This is a genomic window from Aquirufa sp. 5-AUSEE-100C1 (genome assembly GCF_054558655.1).
Map to the genome: position 1 here is coordinate 136,096 of NZ_JBPXKO010000001.1, position 23,862 is coordinate 159,957.

17 protein-coding genes are annotated in these 23,862 nt (G+C 42.4%); 12 read left to right on the forward strand and 5 right to left on the reverse strand.

The features are described from left to right. Position 1: 1 nt before the first annotated feature. From ACMH5P_RS00640 to truA, 4 genes are all read left to right on the forward strand, one after another. Positions 2–2,200, forward strand: coding sequence for a xanthine dehydrogenase family protein molybdopterin-binding subunit (locus ACMH5P_RS00640; protein ID WP_459492383.1), 2,199 nt, complete (start codon positions 2–4; stop codon positions 2,198–2,200). Continuing rightward, positions 2,201–2,773, forward strand: a complete 573-nt coding sequence (locus ACMH5P_RS00645) for a nucleotidyltransferase family protein (RefSeq protein ID WP_459492384.1) — start codon at positions 2,201–2,203, stop codon at positions 2,771–2,773. 378 nt (positions 2,774–3,151) lie between these two features. Beyond that, complete coding sequence (gene purL / locus ACMH5P_RS00650; protein WP_459492385.1) at positions 3,152–5,383, forward strand: phosphoribosylformylglycinamidine synthase subunit PurL; 2,232 nt, start codon at positions 3,152–3,154, stop codon at positions 5,381–5,383. 7 nt (positions 5,384–5,390) lie between these two features. Continuing rightward, positions 5,391–6,146 carry a tRNA pseudouridine(38-40) synthase TruA gene (gene truA / locus ACMH5P_RS00655; protein WP_459492386.1) on the forward strand — a complete coding sequence of 252 codons (756 nt, stop codon included), beginning with the start codon at positions 5,391–5,393 and terminating at the stop codon, positions 6,144–6,146. Here truA and radA read toward each other — a convergent pair. After that, positions 6,121–7,500, reverse strand: a complete 1,380-nt coding sequence (radA, locus tag ACMH5P_RS00660; protein WP_459492387.1) for a DNA repair protein RadA — start codon at positions 7,498–7,500, stop codon at positions 6,121–6,123. The genes truA and radA overlap by 26 nt on opposite strands. Before the next feature lie 106 nt (positions 7,501–7,606). Between radA and ACMH5P_RS00665 the strand changes: the two genes are divergently transcribed. The 3 genes from ACMH5P_RS00665 to ACMH5P_RS00675 are packed head-to-tail and all read left to right on the forward strand — an operon-like array spanning position 7,607 to position 12,357. Then, positions 7,607–8,287, forward strand: a complete 681-nt coding sequence (locus ACMH5P_RS00665) for a porin family protein (RefSeq protein ID WP_459492388.1) — start codon at positions 7,607–7,609, stop codon at positions 8,285–8,287. A 6-nt stretch (positions 8,288–8,293) separates the two neighbouring features. Further along, positions 8,294–9,319, forward strand: coding sequence for a phenylalanine--tRNA ligase subunit alpha (gene pheS / locus ACMH5P_RS00670; protein ID WP_459492389.1), 1,026 nt, complete (start codon positions 8,294–8,296; stop codon positions 9,317–9,319). Between the two features lie 59 nt (positions 9,320–9,378). Beyond that, entirely contained in the window at positions 9,379–12,357 is a 2,979-nt protein-coding gene (locus tag ACMH5P_RS00675; RefSeq protein ID WP_459492390.1) for a glycosyltransferase family 117 protein, read from the forward strand. A gap of 73 nt (positions 12,358–12,430) precedes the next feature. Here the strand turns inward: ACMH5P_RS00675 and dnaJ are convergent, their stop codons facing one another. After that, positions 12,431–13,591: a molecular chaperone DnaJ gene (dnaJ, locus tag ACMH5P_RS00680; protein WP_459492391.1), complete on the reverse strand. Its 1,161-nt coding sequence runs from the start codon at positions 13,589–13,591 to the stop codon at positions 12,431–12,433. A 7-nt stretch (positions 13,592–13,598) separates the two neighbouring features. After that, positions 13,599–14,120: a nucleotide exchange factor GrpE gene (locus ACMH5P_RS00685; RefSeq protein WP_459492392.1), complete on the reverse strand. Its 522-nt coding sequence runs from the start codon at positions 14,118–14,120 to the stop codon at positions 13,599–13,601. 101 nt (positions 14,121–14,221) lie between these two features. On the opposite strand from ACMH5P_RS00685, the gene queG reads away from it, so the two are divergent. Further along, a complete protein-coding gene (queG, locus tag ACMH5P_RS00690; RefSeq protein ID WP_459492393.1) occupies positions 14,222–15,160 on the forward strand; it encodes a tRNA epoxyqueuosine(34) reductase QueG in 939 nt (312 codons plus the stop codon). 30 nt (positions 15,161–15,190) lie between these two features. On the opposite strand, the gene ACMH5P_RS00695 is transcribed toward queG, so the two are convergent. Beyond that, complete coding sequence (locus tag ACMH5P_RS00695) at positions 15,191–16,219, reverse strand: GntR family transcriptional regulator (RefSeq protein ID WP_459492394.1); 1,029 nt, start codon at positions 16,217–16,219, stop codon at positions 15,191–15,193. Between the two features lie 214 nt (positions 16,220–16,433). Between ACMH5P_RS00695 and ACMH5P_RS00700 the strand changes: the two genes are divergently transcribed. From ACMH5P_RS00700 to ACMH5P_RS00710, 3 genes are read left to right on the forward strand one after another with little or no spacing between them, the layout of a single operon-like run. Continuing rightward, positions 16,434–20,519 carry a hybrid sensor histidine kinase/response regulator transcription factor gene (locus ACMH5P_RS00700; RefSeq protein WP_459492395.1) on the forward strand — a complete coding sequence of 1,362 codons (4,086 nt, stop codon included), beginning with the start codon at positions 16,434–16,436 and terminating at the stop codon, positions 20,517–20,519. After that, a complete protein-coding gene (locus ACMH5P_RS00705) occupies positions 20,506–21,474 on the forward strand; it encodes a zinc dependent phospholipase C family protein (RefSeq protein ID WP_459492396.1) in 969 nt (322 codons plus the stop codon). The genes ACMH5P_RS00700 and ACMH5P_RS00705 overlap by 14 nt, the downstream gene beginning before the upstream one ends. A gap of 2 nt (positions 21,475–21,476) precedes the next feature. Further along, a complete protein-coding gene (locus ACMH5P_RS00710) occupies positions 21,477–22,013 on the forward strand; it encodes a metallophosphoesterase family protein (RefSeq protein WP_459492397.1) in 537 nt (178 codons plus the stop codon). A gap of 7 nt (positions 22,014–22,020) precedes the next feature. Here ACMH5P_RS00710 and mnmA read toward each other — a convergent pair whose 3' ends face one another. After that, positions 22,021–23,169 (reverse strand): tRNA 2-thiouridine(34) synthase MnmA, encoded by a 1,149-nt coding sequence (gene mnmA, locus ACMH5P_RS00715; RefSeq protein WP_459492398.1) that lies wholly within the window; start codon positions 23,167–23,169, stop codon positions 22,021–22,023. Between the two features lie 102 nt (positions 23,170–23,271). Between mnmA and ACMH5P_RS00720 the strand changes: the two genes are divergently transcribed. After that, the gene (locus tag ACMH5P_RS00720; RefSeq protein WP_459492399.1) at positions 23,272–23,862 is read left to right on the forward strand and encodes an N-(5'-phosphoribosyl)anthranilate isomerase; all 591 of its coding nucleotides are present in this window, start codon (positions 23,272–23,274) and stop codon (positions 23,860–23,862) included.

A 23,862-nucleotide genomic window follows, 5' to 3' on the forward strand; every position in this document is an offset into this window, starting at 1 on the left:
CATGAAAACACAAACCTCTCGCCGCGATTTTTTACGCATTAGCTCGCAATCTGCATTTATATTGGCTTTGGGATTCTCCTCGAAAGGAAGCGCACCCCAGATTCAAAAATATAATCCCGCTTTAGGCGTGGAAATCAATCCTTACATCATTATTAATGAATCAGGGAAGGTGACATTATTTAATCCGCGTCCCGATATGGGGCAAGGGACTTACCAAGCACTTCCACTGTTATTAGCTGAAGAGTTAGATGTCTTATTGGAGGATGTCGAAATTCAGATGACGGATGGTTCGGCTCGCTTTGGTTCCCAACTTTCCGGAGGTTCTTCTTCCGTTCGTACCCGTTGGATCCCCATGCGTACTGCTGGTGCGGCCGTTCGAGAGATGTTGGTTCAGGCAGCAGCTAATCGATGGAAAGTAAGTCCATCGGATTGTAGCACGAACAATGGTGTCGTCATCAATAAGATAAGCAAGGCTCAATTTACCTATGGCGAATTAGTCGAAGAGGCCTCTCATTTGCCTGTTCCTCAAAAACCGAAATTGAAATCCTTTTCGGAATTTAAGCAATTGGGTAAGCCTTCCAAGCGACCGGATGTTCCTGCCAAGGTGGATGGGAGTGCGGTGTTTGGTTTGGATGTTCAATTGCCGGGTATGCTTTATGCGAGCATTATTCACTCTCCTTATATTTATGGAAAGGTCAAGAGCTTTCAAGCTGATAAGGCCATGTCGGTGAAAGGCGTACGTTTCGTCTTAAAAACGGAGCGTGTCTTTTTTCACGGACCCTTTGCAGAAAATGCAGCATTCGATCAAAAATTACGATCAAAGTCGGACGCCATCGCTGTCGTGGCCGATTCGTATTGGGCTGCTGTAAAAGCAAAGAAGGAAGTTACGGTTGATTGGAATGCCTTGGGATTTGCTGAAACGGCAACCGAACAATATTTTAATCAAGCACGCGCGGCGGCACTTCGAGAAGGAAACGAATACAAAGAAGATAAGGTAGGCGATTTTACCAAAGCCTTGCAGTTGTCCGATTATAAGATTCAGGCGACCTACCAAACGCCGTTTATGTCACATGCCCCGATGGAGCCATGCAATGCGACGGTCTATGTACAAGGAGACCAAGTTGAAGTTTGGGCGCCTGTGCAAGGTCCCGATGGTTTGGTCAATGATTTGGCCACTTACCTGGGTGTGAAGCGAGAAAAGATTAAAGTTAATGTAACCTTTTTAGGCGGAGCCTTTGGTCGGAAAGCCGTCTTCGACTTTGTCATGCAAGCCGCTAATTTATCCCGTCAAACCAACGCGCCCGTTAAGGTCATTTGGACAAGGGAAGATGATATCCAACAAGGGCCTTATCGTCCCGGGATGATTTCTGCCTTGCAAGGTGGCGTCGATAAAGATGGAAATGTGTTAGCCTTTGAGCATCGACTTAATGGTGCATCGATTATGGCATCTGTCTTTAAGGCGGATATGCGCAATAATCCGGATCCATGGGCAGGCGAGGGTATCAATTTGGCGGATAGCCCGTATGCTTTTCCGGCTCGTCGGAATTCATTTTCCTGGGTGGATCCACAAATGCCAGTCTTATGGTGGCGTTCTGTCTATGCCTCCACAAATGTCTATGCGCAGGAATCCTTTATTGACGAGTTAGCACACGAGGGAGAAAAGGATCCTTTGGCGCTACGTTTACATCTATTGCGTGATTCACCTCGTTTTGTTGCGGTATTAAATAAGCTTGCTGAGATATCTGATTACGAAGCCAAGCGTAAAAAAGGAGTGGCGATTGGTATTGCAATTGCGCGATCATTCGCAAGTATCGTTGCGCATGCTTTTGAAGTTCAGAAGGATGGAACGGGTGTGAAGATGAAGCAAGTTTATTCCGTCATTGATTGTGGTTTTCCATTAAACGAAGATAATATCAAAGCGCAAGTGGAAAGTAATTTGGTGTATGGCCTTTCGGCTGCGATTAAAAACCAGATTAGTCGGAGCCATGGTAAGACCGACCAAAGTAATTTCCATGATTACGCTGTGTTACGCCAGGGTGAAGTTCCACCTTGCCAGGTATTTGTTATGCCGAGTGAGGAAGAGCCAGGGGGTGTTGGTGAACCGGGTTTGCCGCCGATTGCCCCTGCATTATGTAATGCAATATTTCTCGCGACAGGAAAACGTGTACGTACGCTACCATTTGATTTAAGTTCCATATAAATGGTCGGTGTAATTTTAGCAGCGGGAGCATCCTCTCGTTTAGGGGAAGCGAAGCAATTATTAGTATACAAGGGCCAAAGCCTCTTGGAGCGATCCATTCGCCTAGCATTTTCCGTATGTCAAGAGGTAGTAGTCTGTCTAGGGGCTGAAGTGGATCAATCGACTCGGATTGTTGAAAATTTGCAGATTGAGTTTCCAAATACGTCTTTTGTCCAAGTAAAAGAATGGGAAAAAGGGATGGGGGAGACGCTAGCCGTTGGGCTGAAAGCTGTCGATGTCTCACAGGATGTATTGGTGTTACTCTGCGACTTGCCCTTTTTGACAACGTCTCATTTAACGAATTTGACTTCATTGGCTAATCCACAGAGAGCCATCGTCGCGTCATTTCAAGGCGTTAATTCACCTCCTGTCTTGATTCCAAGTGCATTAAGACCTTTGTTTAAGGATTGGAGCGGCGATCAAGGTTTAGGTAAATTTTGGCGCCAAAATCCAATGCTATGTCAAATCGTTCATTATTCGGATAAATTTAGGGATGTCGATGTTCCGGAGGATCGGGAATATTGGGGGATTTAGATAGACTTTAGTCGTTGGACGTTAGACGTTGGAATGTAGATGCGCAATACTTCGCTTTCTATTTTAATTTTTGTAGAGACGCGATACCTCGCGTCTTTTTTTCTTTGGCAAGCCTGTCATTATTGCCAAACAAAGATTGGTTTTCACAATTATGCCTAGGCTGAGGTCTAGAGTTACACAATTAATACTCTCAAACATTAGTCTAGGGATTCTTTAAACATACCATGGCTGGTTCCGTTGGTTAAAACCAGAAGATAAAATACTAAGGTGTTTACCTCTAATTTTTGTGACGCGAGGTATCGCGTCTCTACACTAAATTTATTACCTTTGTCGCTTCCTTGCATCGATGCAACAACATTTTTTAATTAACATACCAGCGTGGAATCTAACGAAAGCCTACCAACCGTAGAAACAGCCAAAAAATTGGGATTATTGCCTGAAGAATATGATCGTATTCAGGAAATTTTAGGGCGTAAACCGAATTTTACTGAGTTATCTATTTTTTCTGTCATGTGGTCAGAGCACTGCAGTTACAAAAACTCAATTGTTTGGTTGAAGACTTTACCAAAAGACTCACCACGTATGTTGGCCAAAGCCGGTGAAGAGAACGCTGGTTTAGTGGATTTAGGGGATGGTTTAGGTTGTGCCTTCAAGATTGAGTCACACAATCACCCATCTGCTTTAGAACCTTATCAAGGTGCGGCAACGGGTGTAGGTGGTATCAATCGTGACATTTTCACGATGGGTGCTCGTCCAATTGCCCAATTAAATTCCTTGCGTTTCGGAAATATCGAATTAGCCAAAACCAAATGGTTGGTAAAGGGAGTTGTGAAGGGAATTGGTGATTATGGTAATGCCTTTGGTATTCCTACGGTCGGAGGTGAAGTGCAATTTGATGACTGTTACAATGTGAACCCACTTGTAAATGCATTTTCTGCGGGTATTTTAAAGGTAGGTACGCAAGCTTCGGCCATATCTTATGGCGTAGGTAATCCGGTATTTATCGTGGGTTCTGCGACAGGTAAGGATGGCATTGGTGGTGCGAGTTTTGCATCGGAGGACATTACGGCTAAATCAACGGAGAAGTTACCTGCGGTTCAAGTAGGTGATCCATTCCAAGAGAAATTATTATTGGAAGCTTCTTTGGAAATCATTGAAGCGGGTTGTGTGATTGGTATTCAAGACATGGGTGCGGCAGGTATTATTTGCTCGACCTCGGAGATGTCGGCGAAAGGAGAACATGGAATGATTATCGATCTTTCGAAAGTTCCTACGCGTCAGGCCAACATGAAGCCGTTCGAGATTTTGTTATCAGAGTCGCAAGAACGTATGTTGATCGTCGTAGAAAAGGGTCGTGAAGCGGAGGCGAAGAAGATTTTTGATAAGTGGGATTTGAACTGTGAGCAGATTGGTACGGTAACGGACACCAAACGTTTGGAATTCTATCAAGATGGAGTTTTGGTAGCTGATGTTCCGGCGGATGATTTGGTATTGGGTGGAGGCGCACCGGTATATCACCGGGAGTATAAGGAGCCAGCTTATTACCAAGAGTACAAGAAATTTGATATAAATTCCGTTCAAGATATTCCAGCGGCAGAATTGCCAAAGGCTTTTGATTTCTTGATGAATCATCCAAACATTGCTTCGAAGAAGTGGGTAGCGGAACAATATGATTCATCGATTGGTCGGGCGAATCGTAACACGAACGCTCCATCGGATGCGGGAGTTGTGAAGGTCCATGGATCGGATAAGTCAATCGTTATTACGGTCGACTGTAATTCACGTTATGTAAACGCGGATCCTGAGGAGGGTTGTGCGATGGCAGTTGCGGAGGCGGCTCGAAATATTGTTTGTTCAGGAGGAACGCCAGTGGCGATTACCAACTGCCTTAATTTCGGTAATCCTTACGTTCCAGAAGTTTACTGGCAATTCGTGGGTGCTATTAAGGGAATGAAGAAGGCTTGTGAGGCGTTTGAAACACCAGTAACGGGCGGAAACGTGAGTTTCTACAATCAGTCTTCGGATGAGGGACCTGTATTCCCAACGCCGACAATTGGTATGTTGGGTATTTTGGAGAAGCCTGACAATAAAATGACTTTGGACTTTAAGGCCGAAGGAGATTTGGTTTATTTAGTAGGGGAGTCAGTGAACGACATCGCTTCTTCTGAATTCTTGTATTCATACCGCAAGGTGAAGGCCTCGCCGGCACCGCATTTTGATTTACCGACAGAGCAATTGGTTCAAAAAGGAATCTTAGGCTTAATCGAAGGTAAATTAATCCAATCGGCGCATGATGTGTCAGATGGAGGTGTCTTGGTTACCTTGGCTGAATCTGCATTCCCAAGGGGATTAGGATTTGATGTAAAATCAACCACTGGCATTCGTCAAGATGCCATGTGGTTTGGCGAGGCACAATCGCGCGTGATTGTTTCGGTATCTCCTTCGAAAAAGGCAGAATTTGACACGTATTTAGCTGGTTTAGGCTTGAAGTCGACCCAATTAGGTACTGTGAAGGGCTCCGATATGGTAGTTGATGGGCAAGTGGTAAGTACCTTAGCGAAGGCTTCAGGTTCTTATTTCACGGCTTTGGAAACAGCCTTAACAAAATAATTTCAAGATGAGCCGCTATGCACTGCAATTCGCTTATGATGGCGGCTCGTTTCATGGATATCAGATCCAACCGAATGCACTGAGTGTGCAAGCGGAATTAGAGGAAAAATTGAGTCTTTTGATGGCAGAGCCCATCGCGATCACAGGTAGCGGTCGGACAGATACAGGCGTTCACGCCTCCCATCAAATTGCCCATTTTGACACAAACTCAGTCATTGATTCGAATTTTGTTTACCTCTTGAATCGAATGTTGTCGCCTGCGTTGACAGCGCAAGCTGTTTATTCTGTATCCAATGATTTTCATGCGCGTTTTGATGCTACCTCGCGGATCTATGAATATCGAATCACCCGCCATAAGAATCCATTTTTGCGCGATTTTGCTTATTGGTATGAAGCAGACTTGGATGTGGAGGCGATGAATGAGGCAGCCCAATTACTGCTAGATCATACTGATTTTCAATGTTTTTCGAAGGTGAAGACGGAGGTTAACACCTTTAATTGTACAATCATGCGTGCTTTCTGGGAAATGCGTGGCGATACCTTGGTCTTTACCATTGAGGGGAACCGCTTCTTACGAGGCATGGTTCGTGCGGTCGTTGGGACGCTCTTGGAAATCGGGATGGAAAAATGGACAAAGGCTGATTTACAGCGGATATTGGAATCGAAGAGTCGGCAAGAAGCGGGCCGCGCGGTTCCCGCTCAGGGATTGCACCTCATCCAGGTGACTTATCCGGAGGCTAGCTTTGGCGCCAGATGTTCATAATGACATCCATCAGGCTAGCGGCCGATTTAATCTGAATGCTTTTGGGTTTGTAATTCAGGCCCTTCAAGTTGTATTTCGAAATCCAAATTTCTTTAAATCCTAGTTTTTCCGCCTCAGCGATTCGTTGATCGATGCGCGTGACGGAACGTAATTCTCCACCAAGGCCTACTTCAGCGGCAAAGCATTTGGAGGAATCAATGATTTTGTCTTCGTAGGAGGATACGACCGACAAGCATGTCGCCAAGTCCAATGCTGGGTCATCTACTCGGATTCCACCCGTGATATTCAGGAACACATCTTGCGTGCTTAATTTATAGCCACCCCGTTTTTCGATCACCGCTAGGAGCATGTTCAGGCGTTTTCCATCATATCCATTCGCGGTTCGTTGGGCTGTTCCATAGGAGGTGGTGGAGACTAAGGATTGTATCTCCACTAAGAGGGGACGGTTTCCTTCCATCAACGTTCCGATAGCCACACCTGATGCGGGTTCATCTCGTTGAGACAATAATATTTCCGAAGGATTGGTTACGGCACGTAAGCCTGAACCTAACATTTCATAAATGCCTAATTCGGATGTGCTACCAAAGCGATTCTTCGTTGTCCGAAGAATTCGGTAGATCAAATGGCGGTCTCCTTCAAATTGTAAGACGGTGTCCACGAGGTGTTCGAGGACTTTGGGGCCAGCGATGGAGCCTTCTTTGGTAATATGACCCACTAAGAAAATGGGGGTATTGGATTCTTTCGCAAAGCGCATGAGCTCTAAGGCGCATTCGCGAATTTGTGATACGGATCCAGGACCTGATTCGATTTGATCTGAAAAGAGCGTTTGAATTGAATCGATGATGATTAATTCGGGTTCAAGCTCAACCAAATGTTTGAATATCGCTTGGGTATTGGTTTCGGTTAGAATGTACAAGCTCTCCGACTTCTTTTCTAATCGATCTGCTCGTAGTTTGATTTGTTGTTCCGATTCCTCTCCGGTCACGTAAAGTATTTTGGTACCCGCTAACGAAAGAGCAACTTGTAGAAGTAGCGTAGATTTTCCAATGCCCGGTTCTCCGCCAATGAGCACAAGACTTCCGGGTACGATTCCGCCGCCCAATACCCGACTGAATTCCGTGTCGGAACAAGCAATTTTGGGAAGGCTTTCGAAGTCGACTTCTTGTAATAATTTGGGCTGTGGCTTATTTCGAGATTGGCTTGGGGATTTCCAAACTTCAGCAGGATGGCTGCTAACTTCTACCAATTCTTCTACAAAGGTGTTCCATCCTTGACAAGATGGACATTTGCCGAGCCATTTAGGGGCTTGATGTCCACAAGATTGACAGAAAAAGGAGGTTTTTGCTTTTGCCACAGGTTGATTTAATTAAGCCTCAAAAATACGCTTTTCGTTGGGTTTTTCTTTTTTTTCGATTGAAAAAGGATAATTTTACTGTTTCATTGAAAAATACACAATCTCTATGGTGAAGCAATTGCGTTTACTCTTTTTAATTATCGGTTTAAGTGTGTTAGCAAATCCTTTACAGGCACAATTGTTGAAGCCTGTTAAGATGGTGACGGGTAGCTTTTTTCGTTTGGGTATCAAAGGTGGTGTCACCATGGCTGATATAAAAACAGATGGTATAACAGTCAATAACATTGGTGGATTCGTTGTTGATAATATTAACGCAAAATCAGGTTATACCGGTGGTATTTACATGCGTTTAGGTCGTAAATTTTTTATAGAGCCTGAATTATTAGCTTCCTATAAAAGTGGTTCATTTGATGTGTTCAAATCGTTGACAACGCAGCGATTGCAGTTTGATGTGAAATATACCAGTTTGGATATACCCATTATGATGGGCTACCGCCTTGGTCCTTTGCATGTTATGGCAGGCCCTGTCGTATCTTACAGTATGACTTCTAATAGTTCGATCGCTGAAACACTGGGTCTCAATTTGGGCTCATTGCAAGCTGCTACGCAAAATGCGTATTTTTCGTATACGGCAGGAGCGGGTATTGATTTATTGGGATTAACATTGGATGTTCGCTATGAGGGGAGTTTGACCGACTTATCGAAGACGGTACCATTGCCTCAGGGTGTTAATTTTTCTCAAAAGGCTTCTTTATGGCATGCAACTTTGGGAATGAAAATATTATAATAGTATATGAACGAGCAAATTCAAGCGATTCAATCCGAGGTTGAGTCATTTTTAATAAGTAACGAGGCGGAGTTAGAGCAATTTCGTATTGCATTCGTGGGTCGGAAAGGCCGTATTGCGGCTTTATTTGATGGATTGAAGGATGTTCCTGCCGAGAATCGTCGGGAGGTTGGTCAAGCATTAAATGCGTTAAAAAATTTAGCGGAGGGTAAGTTTACCTTAGCCCAAGAGGCCTTTGCAGATGGCGATTCGAGTATAAAAGTTCCGGATGATTTAACGTTAACGGATCCGGTGCAACAGGGTTCCATGCACCCCTTGACCATTGTTCGAGCAAGGATTTTGGAAATTTTCAATCGGATGGGTTTCTCGGTTTCAGATGGACCTGAGATAGAGACTGATTTTTATAATTTCACCGCCTTGAATTTTCCACCTAATCACCCGGCACGTGAAATGCAGGATACTTTTTTTATCGAAAAAGGGAAGGGTGAAATTCAAGATGATGTCTTGTTGCGTACGCATACCTCGAATGTTCAAGTTCGTTTAATGCAATATCAAAAGCCGCCGATTCGTTCGATTATGCCGGGTCGTGTTTTTCGTAATGAAGCAATTTCAGCGCGTGCGCATTGTTTGTTTCATCAAGTAGAAGGACTTTATGTGGACGAGGGTGTTAGCTTTAAAGATTTGAAAGATAGTCTCTATCATTTTGCCAAAGAGATGTTTGGCAAAGATACGAAAGTTCGTTTTCGCCCGTCCTATTTTCCATTTACGGAGCCAAGTGCTGAAATGGATATTACTTGTCTTTTGTGCAAAGGCGATGGTTGTAATGTATGTAAGCAGGCTGGTTGGGTTGAAATCGGGGGCGCTGGAATGGTGGATCCCAATGTCTTGGAAAATGTAGGTATCGATTCCAAAAAATATTCGGGTTTTGCCTTTGGTATGGGCATTGAGCGGATTACGATGCTGAAATACCAGATTAAAGATCTTCGGTTATTTACCGAAAATGACGTTCGTTTCTTGCGTCAATTTAATTAACAAGAATTAACCTGATGGATTCGGTTTAATCCATTTTCTTTGAGTTTTAATTATAACCTATGCAAAATTTTCAACGCAATAATAACCTGGTTGGTTGGATTGTCTTTCTTATTTCACTTGTTACATACACATTAACTGTTGAGCCTACAGCCTCTTTTTGGGACTGTGGTGAGTTTATTGCTTGTGCCTATAAATTACAGGTGCCGCACCCTCCTGGAGCTCCTTTATTCCTGTTAATTGGTCGGATGTTCTCCTTTTTAGCCTTAGGGGATGTGACACGTGTGGCCTTTTGGATTAATATGATGTCGGTGGTGTCAAGTGCGTTTACCATTCTATTTATGCATTGGACCATCGTAATGATAGGTCGAAAGGTACTTCGAAAGCCATTTGCTGAATTGTCTCAGTCTGAGGGAGCGATTCTATTGTTATCCGGAGCAGTAGGTTCATTGATTTATGCGTTTTCAGATACTTTTTGGTTCTCCGCGGTAGAAGCCGAGGTATATGCGATGTCCTCTTTCTTTACAGCAATCGTCGTTTGGGCGGCATTTAAATGGGAATTGGTGGATGATGAAGCCAAAGCGAATCGTTGGATTTTGTTTATCGCCTACTTAGTTGGCTTATCAATCGGGGTCCACTTATTGAACTTAGTTACCTTGCCTGCGTTAGCCTTGTTATGGTATTTTAAGAAGACGGAAACACCAACTTACAAAGGTGGTTTTATCGCCGTTTTAGTGGGCTTGTTTATTTTAGGAATTATTAATTCTGGGGTTATTCCGGGTTTGCCATCTGTAGCTTTTTGGTTTGAATTGCAGTTCGTTAATAACCTAGGGATGGGCTATGGTTCAGGAGCTATTTTCTTCCTTTTATGTCTTTTGGCTGCGGTTGTTTTTGGGATACGCTATTCTTACCAACATGGTAAATTGTTGTTGAACATGGCCTTATTTTCTTTCGTATTTTTATTGATTGGCTATTCAACTTACACGGTTGCTTTGGTACGTTCAGGATACAATCCACCGATTAATGAAAATGATCCGAGTAACATCTTGAATTTCTTGAAGTATTTAAAGCGTGAACAATATGGTTCTCGTTCCTTGTTGTATGGTCCGGTTTATACGGCGCAAATTGAGGATTTTAAGAAAGGTGAGGATGTTTATAAGATGAAGGATGGTAAATATGAGGTTTATACGAACAAGCCGGAGTACGTTTATCAGAAGGACCAACAAATGTTGTTGCCACGCGTTTGGAGTAATTCGGGATCTCATGTTCAGATGTATCAGGAGATGTTGGGTATTCCAGCGGGTCAGAAGCCTAGCTTTGGGGACAATCTCCGTTTCATGTTTACGCATCAATTGGGAAATATGTATACGCGTTACCTGTTGTGGAATTTTATCGGTCGGGAAAGTGATTTAGAAGGCGCTTATGCGATTTCGAATCCGTTTGAGGATGAAAGTAATTTGCCCGATGTTTTAAAGAATAATAAGGCGCGGAATAACTATTATTATTTGCCGATTATCATGGTGCTTTTAGGGTTCTATTTGCTTTATCGCAAGAATGAAAAAGACTTTTTGGTAACTATCATGATGTTTGTCTTATCGGGCATTGCGCTTGCAGTCTATCTGAATTCACCTCCCGCGGAGCCACGTGAACGGGATTACATTTATGTAGGTTCTTTTTATTTCTTGGCAATTTGGGCTGGCTTAGGCGTGATGCAGTTGGCTGAATGGTTAACTAAATTGATTAAGGCACCGCAAGTTCGATGGGCCTTATTGACCGTATTTAGTTTTTCAGCACCTGTGATTTTGGCACAACAAAACTGGGATGATCATGATCGCAGTGGTCGCTATCATCAGATTGATTTTGCCAAGAATCTGTTGAATTCTTGTGCGCCTAATGCGATCCTATTTACGGGCGGTGATAATGATACATTCCCGCTATGGTATGTGCAAGAGGTAGAAGGTTTCCGCACGGATGTTCGTGTATGTAATTTGTCTTTATTGGGTACGGATTGGTACATCGATCAAATGAAGCGTCAGACTTATGAGTCGGCTCCACTTCCTATTAGTTTAACGAAAGATCAATTTTTGGAGGGAGTGAATGATCAGATCATGTATGATGAAAATAAGAATATTCTTTCAATGTCCTTGCCGGATTATTTGGATTTGTTGCATAAAGAATCACCAACGATCCAAGCGCAAACGTCGATGGGAGAGACGATTTTCACCTTTCCATGTGATTCGCTTACGATACCTGTGAATGTTGCTCAAGTTACCAATGAAAAATGGTTTCCTAAACGCTATGCACCGATCACGGCTGGAATTATGGGCTGGAAATTACCTTCTAAGAATATCTTTAAAGGGGAGTTGATTCAATTGGAGATTATTGCCAATAATGCGGTAAATGGCTGGAAGCGTCCTATTTATTTCGCATCTACCTTACCAGGAGATCAATATTTGGGACTTAAGGAAAGCATGCAATTAGAGGGCTATGCGTATCGATTAATGCCATTTAAAATACCAGGAGCCTTAGATGGTTTTGTTGATTCTAAGATCATGGCTGATAATATGTTGAACAAAATGTATTGGCGAGGATTAAATGATGATAAAATCTATTACCATGGTGATTTTTACATGGGTATTCCGAGTGTTACTTTACGTTTAAGTACGCTTCGTTTGGCTGATCAATTTATTCAAGAAGGGAATAATGCGATGGCGAAGAAAGTACTAAATCATTTGGAGAAAGTAATGCCAGATAAGGTAATTCCTTACGATCAGTTCTCGGCAAGGATGGTTGCCCTTTTCATTGAAGTTGGGGATTATACTAAAGCACTTGATATTTCCAAAACGATGATTTCTCGCAATGATCGAGCTTTGAACTATTATTTATCGGGTGATTCCGTTCGGGGACATGATCGCGATATTCAAATTGCCTGGTATGAGATGAGTATTATTGGTTCAATTCTGACGAATTCACCGATACCCGCGAATCGATATGCGTCTATTCTAGCGCCTGTTGATAAGTGGAGTAAACAATTCAATTAGAGCGTATTGATTCATAAAAAAAGCCCGAGCGTCATGCTTGGGCTTTTTTTATCTAACGTCCAACGTCTAACGTCTAAGAAAACATATCTCTCACCTTATGGAAGAATCCCTTTTCCGATTTTCCGGGTTGGGGCGCAAAGTTTTCAGATTCTCTTAATTTCTCCAATAACTCACGTTCCTCTTTGTTGACCTGCTTCGGCGTCCAAATATTTACGTGAACTAATTGGTCTCCAATCGAATATCCATTCAACTCTTTAATTCCTTTGCCTTTTAAGCGAAGGATTTTGCCTCCTTGCGTACCGGCATCGATGCTGATTTTCGCCTTGCCACCGATGGTTGGAACTTCTACAGATGTTCCTAAGGCTGCATCCACGAAACTAATGTATAAATCGTAAATGACATTGTTTCCATCACGGTGCAAGACCTCATGGGCCTCTTCTTCGATAACTATTAATAAATCACCGGCCACACCACCGCGGGGAGGTACATTTCCTTTGCCCGACATCGATAATTGCATGTCGTTGGAAACACCCGCAGGAATTTTAATCGGGATGATTTCCTCCTCAAGCACGCGACCCTCGCCGAAGCAAGCATCACATTTGGCGCCCACGCTTTTTCCTTCTCCAGAACAGGTAGGGCAGGTAGATGAGGTAACCATTTGGCCCAACATAGTTTGCTGGACTCTTTTTACCTGACCCGATCCCTGACAAGTTCCACAAGTCTTTAAATCAGTACCGTTTTTAGACCCGTTGCCTGAGCAGGTTTTACAAGCCACATGGCGTTTTACCTTGATTTTCTTTTCAACTCCGTTCGCGATTTCTTCCAAGTTGAGCTTCAACTTGATTCGTAGATCAGTTCCCTTGCGCTGACGACGTCCTCCGCGACCACCTCCGCCAAAGAAACTACCAAAAGGACTATCATCCCCTCCGCCGAAAATATCGCCGAATTGCGAGAAGATATCCTCCATGTTCATTCCTTGGCCACCGAAACCGCCACCTGCAGCACCACCCATGCCCGCATGACCGAAACGATCATACTGCGCTTTCTTTTGGCTATTGCTTAATACCTCGTAGGCTTCAGCAGCTTCCTTAAATTTCTCCTCCGATTCCTTATCATCTGGATTTTTATCCGGGTGATATTTAACGGCTAATTTGCGGTAAGCTTTTTTGATTTCCTCTTCGCTTGCCGACTTAGATACGCCAAGAACCTCGTAATAATCTCTTTTTTGAGCCATTTTTGAATTAATTTCCTACCACCACTTTTGCAAAGCGAATGACTTTATCGTTTAATGTATATCCTTTTTCAAGCACGTCGAGTACCTTTCCTTTGTCTTCTTCAGAAGGAGCGGGGTATTGTGTAATGCAATCATGAAAGTCGGCATTAAATACCTCCCCCTTAGCCGGTAATTCCTTTAACCCTTTGGTTTGAAGGGTATTAAGTATCCCTTTAAATATCAATTGAATTCCTTCGGAAATCTCACCTTCAGGTGCATTGGCTAAGGCCCGCTCATAGTTATCAATACTTGGCAACAAATCTGTGATGACACCGGCAGCTGCAGTTTGTAACAATTCGATACGTTCTTTTGCTTTATTTTTTCTGAAATTCTCGAAATCTGCATATAAAAGCAGGTATTTCTTTTTCATTTCCTCTAACTCATCCGGAGCTACTTGTTCCTCAGTATTGGTCGCTTCAGTAGCCGCATCTGTGATCGGCTCTTGCGTTGTTGAGTCTTCAATTGGCTGTTCGTTCTCTTTCTTTTTCATAAGGCAAAATTAATATGCTTTTTGGCTACACAAATCATAGACCAGAAAGTATTTTCTGACAGTTTGGCATAAATTCACATAGCTTCGTAATTTTATGGCACATGAATCAGTCAGCTTCCTCCAATGCACAAACCATTAAGCGTTTAGCCCAAAAACATGGCTTTGCTTTTTGTGGCATTTCGCAGGCGGATTTTTTGGAGGAGGAAGCCCCTAAATTTGAAGCTTGGCTAAATCAAAACATGCAGGGTGAAATGGCCTATATGGCTAATCACTTTGACAAAAGGCTCGATCCTCGTTTGTTGGTGGATGGCTGCCAAACAGTCGTTTCGCTCGTCTACAATTATTTCCCATCTGAATCTTTCCAACCCTTAGCTGATTCCTTTAAAGTCTCTAAATACGCCTGGGGTGAGGATTATCACCGGGTTATCAAGGATAAAATGCAGGAACTTTGGGATGATATTCAAAATGAGCTAGGGGAGATACAGGGACGCATGTTTGTGGATTCTGCACCGGTCTTGGAAAAAGCTTGGGCAAGAAAGTCGGGTATTGGTTGGATAGGTAAAAATGCGAATCTCATCATCCCCAAACAGGGTAGTTTTTTCTTTATTGCTGAATTATTGATTGATCTACCGGCTACCTCCGATGGTCCAATCAAAGATTTTTGCGGTACCTGTACGCGTTGTATCGATGCATGCCCGACGGATGCTATCACTCCCTATGTAGTTGATGGTTCTAAATGCATTTCTTATTTCACCATTGAGCTGAAAGAAAATTCACCGATTGCCTTGCATCAGGATTTTGAGGATTGGATCTTTGGGTGTGATATATGCCAGGATGTTTGTCCATGGAACCGACATTCGAAGCCGCATTTAGAAGCTCGTTTTGAACCGAATCAAACCATGTTGGGCCTGTCTAAATCGGATTGGGAGGGACTCTCAGAAGATTTATTTAAATCTCTATTTCGCTATTCAGCGATCAATCGGACGAAAATCAATGGGATCCGTCGGAACATTGCGCATGCAAAAAAAATGAGGTCATGAATGTCATGACCCCTTTTTGCAAATTAAACCCTAAAGTGATTTTCTTGTGATGAATTGTAGCGCGAGTTCATGGCTACCCTTATCGTTGTCGTTAATGAGTTGAGCGGCCATTTCGCCCATTCTTGTCGGTTGATTCGAAAGAACAGAAATACCTCCCACCAATATTTCTTTGAAGTGTGAATCGTTAAAGGCGATAAGTCCCACTTGCTGACCAATGCTTAATTTGTTTGCTTCTGCGTATTTGATGGCCTGAACCAAATCTTGGTCGTCAAGGGTGAAATAAATTACCCCATCACGCACATCGTCCACTTCGAGGCCATCCAATACTTGAAAATCCAATCCATTGGATTCGCAGAATTCACTACACCCATTAATCAAGGCAGGATCGAAGTAATCTTCCTCAGTCACAACCAAATTAAATGAGTGGTACTTATTAAACAGGTTTAGTTGGTTTTCAAATAAAGCGATCAATTGCTCTTTCGGTTGGCTCACGATACTCGCGTGCGCATGCGAAATGCTATTGAAATTTTGGTCCAAAAGAATTAGGCGGTCTCCCGAAATCTTCTTGAGGCATTTAATGTTCTCCTCCTCTTCCTCAATTAAATGAGGCATAATCACATAATAATGGTAATTCCCCAATTGCTGAGACATAATCTCCTGAAATTGGCTCGTTTTGTATTGGTAGGTGTATATGTCTACCATGACGTTTTTTCCCAAAGATTCGCAGAAGGAATCGAAAACAACTTTATTGGTATTGGTGATTTTTCCTACTAAAAACAATACTTTGGTTTTCGTTTTAACCTTGGAGTCTGAAATAAAATAACCTTTGCGAAAGATGGAGGTGATGACCCCCATTTTGTGTAATTCGGTGTAAGCGCGTTCAACGGTGTCTCGAGAGAGGTAGCATTCTTCAGATGCTTCGTTGATCGACGGAAGTCGCTCGCCGGGTTTTAATTCACCCATCTCAATGTCGCGCAGCAGGGAGTTAATCAGCTGCTGGTATTTTGGCAATTTATTGTCGGCATTTTTCGCCGAAAAAGAAATAAATGTTTTTACCATAGTGCTAACCTTGAATTACACGGTTGTCTTTGATTTCAAAGCCTAAGCAAATCTAGCTCTTGAATTCGTTTTGGATTGGGACAAATCTTTCAAATTCAAGGATTATTCTTGCAAAGTATTGTCTTGAAAAGAATATGCTAAGATTTTCTTCAGTAAGACCCTGTTAATTCGGCAAGGACTTGGTGATAATTTTTCTATTTTAGCTATCTGAATTATGATGGCGATTAAACGATACCTATGGATTTGTTTGTTGTTTCTTTGTTTTGTCGCAAAGGCCCAACCCCCGCAGCGTTATGAACGCTTAAGTACCGCTTCAGGTCTCTCTCAGAGTACGGTTTTTAAGATAATACAGGATAAGCGTGGATTTCTTTGGTTTGCGACTGCTGACGGATTAAATCGCTATGATGGGCATTCGTTTGTCATATATCGTCATGACCCGGGGGAAGTAAACACATTAAGTGGAAGTGATATTTCATCGGTTGTTGAAGATGATGAAGGTAACATTTGGGTGGCTGCCAGGAGTTCTGGGCTTAATAAAATTGATTTAAAAACAGGAAAAATACTGAGGTTTAGGCAGAAGATTAGGGGTATTGATTTTTCTTCCTTGACGATTTCCTCGTTGCTCCGAGTAGAAAATCATCGAATATTTGCAACCGCGGTGGGTGTAGGCTTATTGGCTTTTGATTCAAAAACAAATCAATTTTTGTTGAATGAATCTGAATTTAACCATCCGCTTGTCAAAGATGCCGTCCGATTGTATAAACACAGCAATGGAAGTATTTGGTTAGGCACCAAAACGGGTCAATTAATTTCTTATGGAGGGAAACGGGTAATTATTCCATTTGATTTTTCAGGAAAAACAATGTCATCCTCTTACCGCGTTCGGGCTTTATATGAATCCAAAACGGGTGATCTTCTAGTGGGTACGGAAGGTAAAGGCCTCTTTCGATTTAATCCTGAAAATCAAAAATTTTCCAATGTGTTTTATACTTCAAAGGAGCCGCTTTCTCGTCAAAATATTGTCAGTTCTTTGATTCATGATGCGCAAGGTAATTTATGGATTGGTACGGATAACGGGGTTTATACCTTGAATGGAGAAGATTTTGGACATGCCAAGCATATTCCCTCAAACCCTGATCCGGAGTTAGGGATTTCGTCTTTTTCGGTGATGAGTTTGTTTACGGATTCCAATCGAAATACGTGGATTGGAACTTGGGAGGCAGGATTAAACATTAGTTTCTTTCAGAAGTCTCGTTTTTCTGTGTTGCGTTATAAACCCAATACATTTCAGGGCTTATTGAGCAATAAAGTTACTTCTCTGAGTGCTGGAAATGATCAAGGTGTTTGGTTGGGTAGTAATGTAGGTCTGTCTTTCTTTAATCATAAGACAGGGAAAGTTAAGCATTTGGTAAATGAGGCTGTCGTCAATAAGTTGAATGTAACAACAGGCTTTGATGTCAATCTTTTGCAAGCATTACCCGATGGATCTGTCTGGATAGCCGCCTGGGGTAAAGGATTATATCATTTTACTCCCCCCAATGATTTGAAATCATATCCTTTTCGTTTAGGAGAAGTTGGAATGAACTGGACATCTTCCTTGTTAGATGGGAATCGTCTACTTCTAGGAACACAAAGCAAAGGCTTATTTGCTTTTGATTTGAAAAATAAGTCTTTCCAAAATCCATTTGGCCGTTTTAGTAATACTGAGCTTCGAAATAAAAACATCAATAGCATTTTACACGGGATTGACGGTCGAATTTGGATAGGTACTACGATGCACGGTATTTATGTTTATAACCCTAGGTCTAATAGAACCATTCATTTTGAAAAAAATAATTCTTCCAATAGTTTAAAGTACAATCATATTACTTGTATTAAACAGGATCGCCAAGGCCGTATATGGATTTTAACGAATGGTGGGGGATTACATCTTTATTTGGGTGATTCAAAAGGATTTCGAGTATTTACCGTTGCTGATGGTCTCGGAAGTAATACACTTCGTGGGATGGAGGAAGATAAGAAGGGGGATCTATGGTTGACGACCAATGGGGGTATTTCGAAAATGGATGCTAAAACATTCAAATTCGTGAATTATGATGATGCGGATGGCTTACAAGGGAAGGAATTCATCATAACAGCGCATGCTAAAAACAAACAAGGCTGGTTGTTTTTTGGGGGGGTGAATGGTTTGAACTATTTAAAATCGGATAGTCTACGAATGCGTTTAGATGTTCCGCATGTGTATTTAACGGGCTTAAAAATCTTCAATAAATCAGTAGCCGTGGGTGCTCCCAATTCGCCCTTAACATCCGATTTACCTGATTTGAAAACCTTGGTTTTGCAACCTGAGCAATCTGTATTTAGTTTGGACTTTGTTGCGATTGAATACCAAAGACCTAAGAACAATCGCTATGCCTATATGCTGGAGGGTTTTGATGAGGATTGGAACTATGTAGGTACACAGCGGACGGCAACTTATACCAATTTGAGTCCGGGAACCTATACTTTTAAAGTAAAGGCAACGAATTCAGATGGTGTTTGGGGCGAAAATCCAGTGGAGCTACAAATAGAGGTCTTGCCACCATGGTATCGTACTTGGTGGGCTTATTTGTTGTATTTCATTTCTTTGGTGGGAATCGTCTATGCTTTCATGCGCGAAATACAAATCCGCGAATCTTTTCGGACGGATATACGCTTGAAAGAGATTGAGAAAGAACGGATTAAAGAACTTGAACAGATCAAGACTTCATTTTTTACCAATATTTCCCATGAGCTTCGGACTCCTTTGACCCTAATTATTAGTCCGATAGAGAAATACTTTTTGAAAAATAATTCCCTACCCAAGGAGCAAGAAGGACGATTACAGTCTATACATCAGAATGCGCAGAAATTACTTCGATTGATTAACCAGTTATTAGATCTTTCCAAAATTGAGGCAGGTAAGCAACATCCTATCATTGCTAAACATGACATGATTTCGCAACTGAATCAGATTATTCAAGGTTTTGAATCCTATGCGTTGCAAAAGCAAATAAGTTTGAAGCATGAATTTCCGGTGGAGTCCTTGTGGGTATATTATGATGCTGACATTCTTGAAAAGTGTTTAAGCAATCTTTTGTCGAATGCCTTCAAGCATACACCTGAGGACGGAAAAATAGGGGTCGTCTTAGAATTGGATGAGGTATTTGTAGGTAAACTATCCCATGTTCGAAATGTAAAATTAAAGGTATTGGATACCGGGAGAGGGATATCGGAGTCTCATTTACCCCATGTTTTTGATCGTTTTTATCAAATCCCAGATGCCGCACAGGTCGTTGGAACTGGGGTGGGTTTATCGCTCTGCAAGGAGTTGATGCAGCTGCATCGGGGTGATATTCAGGTTAAGAGTCGTCTCGGGGAGGGCAGTGCGTTTACGCTTCAGTTTCCTGTGGAACTTGAGGCTTTTGAAAAGAGCTGGGTGAGGAATGTTGATCAAAGCATTCCAACCATGAAGTTACCCGTTATATCCGTTTCTGATGCGATCGAAAAGGAAAAACCTATTCTGTTGGTGGTGGATGATCATGCAGAAATGCGCACGTTTATTGGTGAAATTTTTGAGAATCGATTCCAAGTGCTTTACTCGGATCGGGGTGAGGATGCGCTGGAGCAAGCTCAGGTATATTTGCCGGATTTGGTGATTACCGACTGGATGATGCCGGGGATGAGTGGGATCAATTTGTGCCGTGCACTTCGCCAAAATTCAAAAACGAGTCATATTCCGATTGTTATTTTGACATCAAAAAGTTCGCAGGAAAGCCAAATTGAAGGCATGCAATCGGGGGCAGATGATTTTGTTAGTAAGCCATTTAACGCAGATATCCTTGAAATCAGGGTAAATACGCTTTTGGAAGCCAAAGAAAGACTTCGTAAAAATTGGCAGAAACAAATGATCCAACAGGAGTTGAGTGAAGGGAAAATGCCTATTTTTGAAGATGCATTTTTAGTGAAGGCAACGCAGTTGATTATTGAACATTTATCGGACCCTGATTTTGATGTCGATAATTTAGAGAAAGGGCTCGACATGAGTAAGATGCAATTGTATCGTAAATTGAAGAATTTGACATCCCTAGCAGGAAATGAGTTTATTCGTTCAATCCGTTTACAACAAGCTAAAATTTTATTGGAAACAAGCTCCTTGAATATATCCGAAGTGGCCTATCAAGTTGGCTTTAACGATCCAGCCTATTTTACCCGAGCGTTTAAAAAACAATATGGCCTCACGCCAAAATCCGTAAATCAATCAAGTAATGAAAAGAATTAGTATCCTCGTTTTAATTGTCTGTGCCTCTTGGGGGTTTTTGGCGCATAAAACTTTGCAACAGATTTCAATTTATCAGTTGCCGGATGACTTGGCCGGGTACTTTTATGCCAATCAGGATTATATTGTACAACAATCGATTCGTCCGGATGTTCGTCGGCGAGATGATAAATCCGAAGATGCGAAGCATTATTTAGATATGGACGCACATCTATTTGGGAAAGATTACAAAACATCCATACCGCATGATTTTGTAAAGGCAGTACAAAAGTATGGAATGGATAGTTTGCGTAAAGAGGGTTTGGTGCCTTGGGAGGTGTACCGCGTTTATGGTCGTTTGGTGCATTCTTTTAAAAATGAGATGCGGGATTCCGTTATTTTTTATGCAGCTGATTTAGGCCATTATGTGTCAGATGCGCACGTGCCTTTGCATACAACGGCGAACCACGATGGTCAATTAACAGGTCAGAAAGGGATGCACGTCTTATGGGAGAGTTTGGTGCCGGAAGCTCAATTAGCTACCTATGCGCTGAATCAAGTGGAAGGAGTTAAATATATCGCTAAACCACAAGATTTTATCTTTCAAATTTTGTTGGAATCACACGCGATGTTGCCTCGCATGTTTGCCGCAGAAAAAGAGGTGCGAGCTGAATTGGGAGAAGCAGGCTCGTTTGAGATGGTGGAGCGAAATGGCCGGCAGCAACGGTACTATACGAAAGCATTTATTCAATCTTATGGTAATAAATTGGGGGGTTCTATTCCGGAGCGGATGATGCTTGCCTCATCTCGGGTAGCGTCCTTTTGGTATTCCGCTTGGAAGGATGCGGGCTCACCTGCTTGGGTGAAGCAGGAAGCGAAAGTGGTCGATGCTTTGAACCAAGAGCGAGTTATTTGGAAGAAAAATGAATTAATTAGCTCAGAAAAGTTGATTTCATTAAAAGGAAAACGTTCAGAATAGGGATGGTTAAGGTCGTTTTGCTTTCGGATACACATAGTTATTTAGACCCTCGCCTAGATGAACATTTAAAGGAGTGTGATCAAATTTGGCATGCGGGAGATTGGGGTTCGGTGGAATTAGCGGATAAATTAGCAGCGTATGGGAAGCCTATCGCTGGGGTTTATGGCAACATTGATGATCGAACGATTCGTAACATGTATCCCAAAATCAAGCGTTTTCGTTGTGAAGATGTGACGGTCGCCATGACGCATATTGCCGGTGCCCCTTCTAATTACAAGCCGGATGCATTGGAAGCATTTTCAATGGGATTGCCGATGATTTTCGTGTGTGGACACTCCCATATTTTGCAAGTGAAAAGGGATGCGAAACGAAATAATATGCTCTTTTTGAATCCAGGGGCGGCGGGCCAACATGGTTTTCATCCGGAGCAAACGGCATTGCGATTTAAGATTGATGGTTCGCGGATCTTTGACATGGAAGTTATCCAGATGCCACGTATCAAGGTGAAATTATCTCCTGAGGAAGCGAAATTGCTTTGAGCTACACTTAGGCTTTGTTTACTTCAAAAGATTGGTAATTTTCAAATACCGAACCCTGCTGGTACGATTTAAGGATCCATCCACCACCGATAACATCATTTCCTTCGTAGAATACGGCTGCTTGACCCGGTGCAATGCCACTGACAGCATCGTGAAAATCCACGTTGATTTTATCTGAATATTGGTGAATGATCGCATCCGTTCCGGCATCTTTGTAGCGTACCTTGGTCAAGGTTTCAATTCCATCGGATGGTATTTCGGCGTACTTTTGAAGGTTCAGTTGGCCTACCCACATTCCCGTACGGTTTAGATCCTCTACTTGACCTATCACAACTTCATTCGTTTCTTTTCTAATTTCAATGACATAAGCAGGGAAACCAAAGGCTTTACCCAAGCCTTTTCGTTGGCCAACTGTGTAGAAAGGGTATCCTTCATGTTTGCCTATTACCTTTCCATTTACATCCACAAAATTTCCACCGGCTACTTGAGCTTCCAATTCGGGTAATCGACGCTTTAAGAAGCCACGGTAGTCATTGTCGGGCACAAAGCAAATTTCATAGCTTTCGGATTTATTGACGAGGTCGACGAATCCACGTTCGGTAGCCATTTCACGAATGCGGGCTTTAGTCAGTCCTCCCAAGGGGAGAATGGTTCGTGCTAAACTCGATTGAGAAACACCCCAAAGCACGTAACTTTGATCTTTTAAATTATCTACACCTTTAGAGATAATGTAACGGCCACCTTCCTTGCGAATCTGCGCGTAGTGTCCTGTTGCAATGAACTCGCAACCAAGTTGATCTGCTCTGCGGAGTAAGGCATCCCATTTGATGTGCGTATTGCACATAACGCAAGGGTTGGGGGTGCGCCCATCCACGTATTCTTGTGTAAAGTAGTCGATCACAGAATCCCCAAATTCTTCGCGGATATCTAAAATATAGTGGGGGAATCCAAGTGAAACGGCAATATGGCGCGCATCGTTGATGGAATCCAAGGAACAACAGCCGGTTTCTTTTTTATCACCCCCGGAACTTGCATAGTCCCAAGTTTTCATGGTCATCCCAATGACCTCATATCCTTGTTCGTGTAACAAAACAGCTGCGACTGAGCTGTCGATTCCGCCGCTCATGGCGACTAAAACGCGTCCTTTTGATTCCATATTCTGATCCAGGTTCAAAGCCTGTTGAAAATTTCCTGCAAGTTAGGATATATTTTTCTGAAAGCGTAGTTTTGTTCTTACGTCTAAGCATGATTAAACCCTATGTTAAAAACTCTCGTTAAAGTTTCTGCCATCACTAATCTTTCCGATGCCCGTTATTGTGCGGGAATGGGAGTGGATTTATTGGGTTTCCCGCTCGGGAAAATTTCAATTGATCAATTCACGGAAATTCGTAACTGGTTGGCCGGTGTGCAAATCGTAGGCGAATTTTCTACACACGATGCAGCGGAAATTAAAGCGAAAGTTGAAGAATATAAGCCTGACGTTTTAGAAATTGACACGAAGGTGAATTTAGTTGCCATTCAAGATATCGATATTCCTAAAATTTTACGTGTTAATATCGATACGGATAATCTTCCAGCGGTATTTGCCGCATCAGCGCCTTATGTTAGCCATTTTTTGTTAGTCGGTGAGGGGCCAGATTCCTTGCAAGGAATGGAAGGGTCCGTCGAAATTTGGTCGGCGCAATATCCGATTATTTTGGGTTTAGAGATTCCCGAGGATGATTTGGAGGAATGGATTGAGCAAAGCTCGATTAAAGGGATTGGATTGATGTCGGGAGAAGAAGACCGACCAGGATTTCGGGATTTTACCGATTTAATGAATATCTTAGAAAAACTAGAAACCGAATAA